Raw genomic sequence first — 6332 nt, forward strand, 5'->3', positions numbered from 1 at the left:
TCGGGCGGGGACCGGTGTGGGAGCCGGGGGTGACCACGGGTCGGGGCGGGAGGCTGGTGCTCCGGAGCCGGCGGCAGGCAGGAGAGAGCCCGTGAGTGAGCCCAGCCGTCGAGGTGGTGTCCGCGGCCGCGCGGCGGCGGGCGGTGCGGACCTGTCCGCCGACCCCGGGGTACTCGGGACGGCGCTCGCCGTGGTGCTGGCGTTCTCCTTCGCCGAGGGCTCCTGGCAGTGGTTCTCCACCTACCTCGGTGTGACGCTGCTCGCGGTGGTCCTCTCCTTCGGCCGGGTGCCCGTCCGCACGCCGGGCCGACGCGTCAGCTATGCCTGCAGCCTGGCGGCGTACGCGCTGGTCGTGGGCCTCTGTGTGGCCCTGGCGCTGGCCCCGGCGCTGCAGCGCTGGGACTGGCTGTTCCCGATGCCGGGCACCCGGCAGTCCTGCCCGGAGGCGGGCCGGTACGAGAGCCTGCGGACCCAGGCCGCCCTGGGGGGCCTGGCCGGGGCGGACCCCGACGCGCTGGAGTCCGCGCAGCGGGAGCAGAGCCGCGCGGTCGTCGACGACTGCCTGGCGGCGACGACGACCCACTGGCTGCCGGTCTACGCGCTGGGGGCGGCCCTGCTGGTGGGGGGTGCGGCCGCGTGGTCGTCGGGGCGGGCGAGGACGCGCGGGACGACCGCGGCCTCCACCTGAACTCCGGCCGCCCCGCGGGCGGGCACGGGCGCCCGGGACGACGGCCGTACCGGTCAGCGCGCGGTGAACGTCCCCTCGGTGAAGGAGGTGACCTCGGTGAAGCCCAGCCGCCGGTACAGCTCCACGGCGGCCGCGTTGTCCGCACGGACGTTCAGCCCGATGTGGTCGCTGCCGTCCGCGAGCTGCCGGCAGAGCGCGGCCACGCAGGCCCCGGCCGCGCCCTGGCGCCGGACCGCGGGGTGCGTCGTGACGTTGCCGAGCACGGCCACCCGCTGGGCGGGCGACCAGGCGTGCACGCCCGCGACGGCCACCAGCCGGCCGTCCCGGCGGGCGCCGACGTACTGGCCGGTGTCGAGCATCCGGTCGTCGAACCAGTTCCCCGGGTAGGCCTCGGCGAACAGCTTCACCAGCTCGGGCAGGTCCGCGCGGCCCAGCGGGACCGACGCCCACGGGTCGGCGGGGTGCGCGGCCGCGCGCTCCGGGTCGGTCAGCACCATCCGCAGCAGGGTGCCGTGGCGGCGCACCTCGTACTCCTCGGCCAGCACCTCGGCCGCGTCGCCGGTCAGGTGGCCGAAGAAGCGGCGCGGCAGGACCGGCAGCAGTTCCCGGACCAGCTCCGCCACCTCCGGTGCCTCGGCGGCCCCGCCGAAGGCCAGCAGGGTGGGGGTGTCGCCGACCGCGTACAGCAGCGCCACCGGACCGTCCGGGGCGAGGCCGTACCAGGAGGTGTGCGGCCACAGCAGGTCGTCGAGGTCACCGAGTTCCATCAGGTGCAACGCCGGGTCCCGTCGGAAGCGGGCTTCGAGGGCGGCTCGGTCGTGCAGGCTCCGCAAAGGCATCGGGCCAGCATACGGAGGCCACCGGGCCGGCCGGCCGGAGGCTCAGGAGGTGAGCTGCCCGGGCCGCCCCGGCACCCAGAGCGGCACCGGACCGGCCTGGGCCATCGACCGGATGGCGTACTCCTCCAACGTGGCGGCCGCCCTACCCGGGTCGTCGCCGCTCAGTTCCGCCAGGGCGGTGGCGGCGGAGCGGGCGCAGGCGAGGATGAGCGCGAGCGTGTCCTGGCGGCGGTGCCGGCGGCGGACGTAGGCCTCGGACCGTTCGGCGATGCGGCGGTCGTGGCACTCCCGCTCCGCCGCCGCGTCGGGGCCGTCGGCGGTCGCCGCCTGCACGCCGTGCCAGAGCAGGGCGAGCGCGACGGGCTCGACCGGGTGGGCGGTGTCGGAGCACCGCGACCGCTCGTGCGCCTCCGCCGACTCCCGGCCCAGCAGCTCCAGCGCCGCCGGCCCGTCCCCGTCGCGGGTCAGCAGGACCAGCTCCGCCGCCCGGCGGACCAGCTGGTGCAGAGCCGCGCCCGCCGGCACCCGGAGCCCGGGCGCGGCCGGGTCGGCGAAGGCCAGCCAGGTGTCGGCGAACGAGGCCGCCCGCAGTTGCCACAGCCAGGGCCGGGCCCCGGCCCCGAGCCGTTCGCCGGTCGCCAGCCGGATCAGCCCCACGGCGGCGAGATCCGCCGCATCGGTGTCCGACCCGAGCCCGAACAGCCGTCCACTCCTCATCACGCACCCCCGTCAGCGCCATCACTCTGTGACGCGCACATCTCACCACATTGGGACGCGGACGAACTGGCCACGGCCCCCGATGAGACCCACGACACGTGGCCGGCCGGCTACCCCGGGCCGCTCACCGGAGGTGCCGGCGCCCGGCGGCGCCCCGTGTCAGGAGGGCGTAGACCCCGGCGGCGGTGAGCAGGCCGGCCGGCAGCGAGAGGTCCAGGCCGAGGGCACCGGCGATCGGACCGGTGTAGAGCGTGTCCACGCTGAGCGCGCCGGCGGTGACGCCCGCCGCGATCGCGGCCGCGCCCGCCGGGTTGACGCCCCCGGTGTACCAGAACGGGCCGCCCGGGGTCTCGTCGGTCAGCGCCGGGCCGTCGTAGCGGCCCCGCCGCAGCAGGACGTCGGTCGCGTAGACGGCCGTGCTGGGACCGAGCAGGACGACGGTGAGCTGGAGGACGTCGCTGACGGTGTCGAGGAAGTCGGCCACCAGCAGCGCGTACAGGGTCAGCCCGACCGAGACGGCGCCGTCGACCAGCACGCTGAGCGAGCGGCGGATCCGCAGGCCGACGGCCTGGAGGGCGAGGCCGGCGCTGTAGGCGGTCAGCGCGTTGAGCGAGATCGTGCCGAGGACGAGCGCGAGCAGGAAGACCGGGGTGAACCAGCCGGGCAGCAGGGACTCCAGCGCGCGCTGCGGGTCGGTCATGTCGACCGCGGTGGCGGCGAAGGCGCCCAGCGAGCAGACCACGACGCTGGGCAGGAAGCCGCCGAGGGCCGTCCAGCCCGCGACCGCCCGGGGGGAGGCGGTGCGCGGCAGGTACCGGGAGAAGTCGGCGCTGGTGGTGTACGACAGCGGGCCGGCGGCGATCAGGGTGACCCCGGCGGCGAGGGTGGCCCACAGGGCGCCGCCGCTCAGCGGTTCGGCCGGCCGGTACCCGAAGTCGGTGCGGCCGAGCACACGGACGGCGACGACGGCGAAGACGGCGGTCAGGACGAGGGTGATCGGGAGGTAGAGCTTCATGATCGCGCCGTGGCCGTAGACGCTGATGGCGAGGGTGAGCGCGGCGACGAGCACCACCACGACGGCCTTGACCCCGGTGGTGGCGGGGATGCCGACCTTCTCGACCAGGGAGAAGGCGGCGACCGCGGCGGCGGCCAGGTTGAGCGCGAAGTAGCAGACCGAGATCGTCCAGCCGGTGACCGCGTTGTTGACCCGGTTGCCGCGGACGCCGTAGAGCGCCCGGGTGATCACCTCGCTGGGGGTGCCCGAGGCCGGGCCGGAGACCGCGAGCAGGCCGGTCAGCAGCCAGCACAGGTTGCCCGCCACGATCACCGCGACGGCCTGCCAGAGGCTGAGGCCCATCAGGACGAGGGCGCCGCCGACCACCAGGCTGAGGTAGTTCACATTGGCCGCGGCCCAGACGCCGAACAGGTCGCGGGGGCGGCCGCGGCGCTCGGAGTCGGGGATGTGGTCGATGCCGTGCGCCTCCACCCGGGTGGCCCGGTCGGTGGTGCGCGGGGGGTTGGGGACCTCCGTGTGGGGGTCTGGAATCGTGGATTCCATGGAGTCCTCCGAAATGTCGAGCACAGGAGCGGGCTTGTCTATTGGTCGCACATCCAATAGCGTGCCGGGCATGCCGTCAAGCGTTCCGCCGAAACGGGTCCGCAAGACCCCCGAGGCCCGCCGCGCCGAGATCGTGACCCTCGCCGCGACGGTCGCCCTCACCGAGGGCCTGGAGTGCCTCACGCTCCGGCGGATCGCCGACGAGCTGGCCGTCCGGCCCGGTCTGATCAGCCACTACTTCCCGGTCGCCGAGGATCTGGTCACCGAGGCCTTCGCCACCGCGGCGACGGCCGAGCTGGACGAGCTGATCCCGGCCGACCGGCCGGCGGGGCAGGCCCTCGACCGGCTCGCCCGGTTCCTCTCCCGGACCACCGGCGAGGAGTACGACGACCTCAGCCGGCTCTGGCTCAACGCCCGGCACCTCAGCCGGTTCCGGGCCGGACTGCGCGAGCAGGTCGGCCGCCAGGAGGCGCTCTGGCGCGACCGGCTGACCGGCCTGATCACCGACGGCGTCGACAGCGGGGCCTTCCGCACCGACGACCCGGCCTTCGCCGCCGTCCAGATCCTCGTCGTCCTCGACGGGCTCGGCGTCCACGCCAACACCGACCGCAGCGGCCACCCGCCGGCCGCGAAGGCGCTGGCCGCCACCACCGCCGAACGCGCCCTGGGCCTGGCCGCCGGCACCCTCACCGAGCCGACCGCCGTCCCCTGACCCACCCCGCCCGACCCACCGAGGGCCGCCGTCCCGGCGGCCCGGCGAACGCAAGGAGCCGCCCATGCCCACCGACCTCGTCCTGCTCTCCGGCCGACTGCTCGACCCGGGCACCGGCGCCTTCCTGCCGCACACCGCCCTCGCGGCCGGCGGCGGCCGGATCACCCACCTCGGCGACGACCGGGAGATCCGGGCGCTCGCCGGCCCGGCGACCACCGTGGTCGACCTCAAGGGCGCGGTGGTCACCCCCGGCCTCGTCGACGGCCATCTGCACCCGGTCTCCGGCGCCGAGCGCACCATGGGCGTCGACCTCTCCGGCTGCGCCGACCTGCCGGCCGTCCAGGAGGCGCTGGCCCGGGAAGCCCGGGGCCTCACCCCCGGCGGCTGGCTGCGCGGCTGGGGGCTCGACCCCAACGCCTTCGGCGACCTGCCGGTCGGGGCGGCCGCCCTGGGCGCCGTGCTCGACGGCCTCCCCGCGGCGCTCGACCTCTTCGACGGCCACTCGATGGTCGTCAGCCGGCGCGCGCTCGAACTGGCCGGCATCGACGGACCGCGCACCTTCGAGCAGGCCGCCGAGATCGTCTGCGACCCGACCGGCCGCCCCACCGGGCTGCTGCTGGAGGACGCCGCCTGCGACCTGGTCGAGGCCGTCGCCCCCCGGCCCACCGCCGACCAGGTGCGCGAGCGGGCCGCAGCCGTCCTGCGCGACATGGCCGCCGCCGGCCTGACCGGCGGTCACGCCATGGACGCCAACGGCGACAGCCTCGCCACCTACGCCGCGCTGGAGGCCGACGGCGCCCTCGCGCTGCGGCTGCGCATCGCCCCCTGGCTCCAGCCCGACGCCGACGCCGAGGCCCTCGCCGCACTGATCCGGCTCCAGGGCACCGGCGGTGACCGCTGGCGGGTCGACGGGGTGAAGCTGTTCATGGACGGCACCATCGACAACGGCACCGCCTGGCTGGAACACCCCGACTGCCACGGCCAGTCCACCCACGCCTTCTGGCCCGACCCCCTGGCCTACACCCGGGCGATCGAGCGGCTCCACCGGGCCGGCGTGCCCACCGCCACCCACGCGATCGGCGACGCCGCCGTCCGGCACGCGCTCGACGCCGTCGAGCGGGCACAGGCCGGCCCGGCCGGCCCCGGGCGGGCCGTCCGGCACCGGATCGAGCACATCGAGACCGTGCCCGACGACACCGTGCACCGGTTCGGCCCGCTCGGCGTCGTCGCCTCCATGCAGCCCACCCACTGCACCGACTACACCCGGGCCGACCACACCGACAACTGGTCCCGGCGGCTCGGCGAGGAGCGTGCCTCGCGCGCGTTCCGCTGCCGCGACCTGTGGGACGCCGGCGCCACCGTCGTCCTCGGCTCGGACTGGCCGATCGCCCCCTACCCGCCGCTGGGCGTGATGGCCGGAGCCCGCCACCGCCGCCCCAGCCGCGACCTCACCGAGCCGCCGCACGGGATCGAGCAGGCGCTCACCCCGCTGGAAGCCCTCCGGGGCATGACCGTCAACCCCGCCCGGGCCGCCGGGGAGGAGGGGACGGCCGGCCGGCTCGCCGTCGGCCACCGGGCCGACCTGACCGTGCTGGCCGACGACCCGCTCACCGTCCCCAGTACCGAACTGGCCGCACTGCCGGTCCTGTTGACCGTCGTGGACGGGCGGCCGACGCACCGCTCCCCCGGCCTCTGACCGGGCCGACACGATCCGGCGGCGGGGGGGGGGGGGGGGGGGGGGGGGGGGGGGGGGGGGGGGGGGGGGGGGGGGGGGGGGGGGGGGGGGGGGGGGGGGGGGAGTGGAGGGGGGGGGGCGGG

At 76.4% G+C, this 6332-nt stretch carries 6 protein-coding genes; 3 read left to right on the forward strand and 3 right to left on the reverse strand.

Annotated features, from left to right (window positions below):
- The first annotated feature begins 91 nt into the window (after positions 1-91).
- The gene (locus ACZ4UX_RS10550; RefSeq protein WP_465706333.1) at positions 92-688 is read left to right on the forward strand and encodes a hypothetical protein; all 597 of its coding nucleotides are present in this window, start codon (positions 92-94) and stop codon (positions 686-688) included.
- 53 nt (positions 689-741) lie between these two features.
- Here the strand turns inward: ACZ4UX_RS10550 and ACZ4UX_RS10555 are convergent, their stop codons facing one another.
- From ACZ4UX_RS10555 to ACZ4UX_RS10565, 3 genes are all read right to left on the reverse strand, one after another.
- The gene (locus ACZ4UX_RS10555; protein ID WP_465706334.1) at positions 742-1527 is read right to left on the reverse strand and encodes a GNAT family N-acetyltransferase; all 786 of its coding nucleotides are present in this window, start codon (positions 1525-1527) and stop codon (positions 742-744) included.
- A gap of 42 nt (positions 1528-1569) precedes the next feature.
- Complete coding sequence (locus ACZ4UX_RS10560; protein WP_352290154.1) at positions 1570-2244, reverse strand: hypothetical protein; 675 nt, start codon at positions 2242-2244, stop codon at positions 1570-1572.
- A gap of 124 nt (positions 2245-2368) precedes the next feature.
- Positions 2369-3802: a purine-cytosine permease family protein gene (locus ACZ4UX_RS10565; protein WP_465706335.1), complete on the reverse strand. Its 1434-nt coding sequence runs from the start codon at positions 3800-3802 to the stop codon at positions 2369-2371.
- 70 nt (positions 3803-3872) lie between these two features.
- On the opposite strand from ACZ4UX_RS10565, the gene ACZ4UX_RS10570 reads away from it, so the two are divergent.
- Both ACZ4UX_RS10570 and ACZ4UX_RS10575 read left to right on the forward strand, forming a co-directional pair.
- On the forward strand, positions 3873-4514 hold the full coding sequence (locus tag ACZ4UX_RS10570) for a TetR/AcrR family transcriptional regulator (RefSeq protein ID WP_465706336.1): 642 nt from the start codon (positions 3873-3875) through the stop codon (positions 4512-4514).
- A 64-nt stretch (positions 4515-4578) separates the two neighbouring features.
- Complete coding sequence (locus tag ACZ4UX_RS10575) at positions 4579-6210, forward strand: amidohydrolase (RefSeq protein ID WP_465706337.1); 1632 nt, start codon at positions 4579-4581, stop codon at positions 6208-6210.
- The last annotated feature ends 122 nt before the right edge of the window (positions 6211-6332 follow it).

Source organism: Kitasatospora sp. NPDC028961 (assembly GCF_055564815.1).

Bases quoted from the DNA above. Each gene is read 5' to 3' on its own strand.
- ACZ4UX_RS10565 (WP_465706335.1), bottom strand. From the start codon at position 3,802: ATGGAATCCACGATTCCAGACCCCCACACGGAGGTCCCCAACCCCCCG.
- ACZ4UX_RS10560 (WP_352290154.1), bottom strand. From the start codon at position 2,244: ATGAGGAGTGGACGGCTGTTCGGGCTCGGGTCGGACACCGATGCGGCG.
- ACZ4UX_RS10575 (WP_465706337.1), top strand. From the start codon at position 4,579: ATGCCCACCGACCTCGTCCTGCTCTCCGGCCGACTGCTCGACCCGGGC.
- ACZ4UX_RS10570 (WP_465706336.1), top strand. From the start codon at position 3,873: ATGCCGTCAAGCGTTCCGCCGAAACGGGTCCGCAAGACCCCCGAGGCC.
- ACZ4UX_RS10555 (WP_465706334.1), bottom strand. From the start codon at position 1,527: ATGCCTTTGCGGAGCCTGCACGACCGAGCCGCCCTCGAAGCCCGCTTC.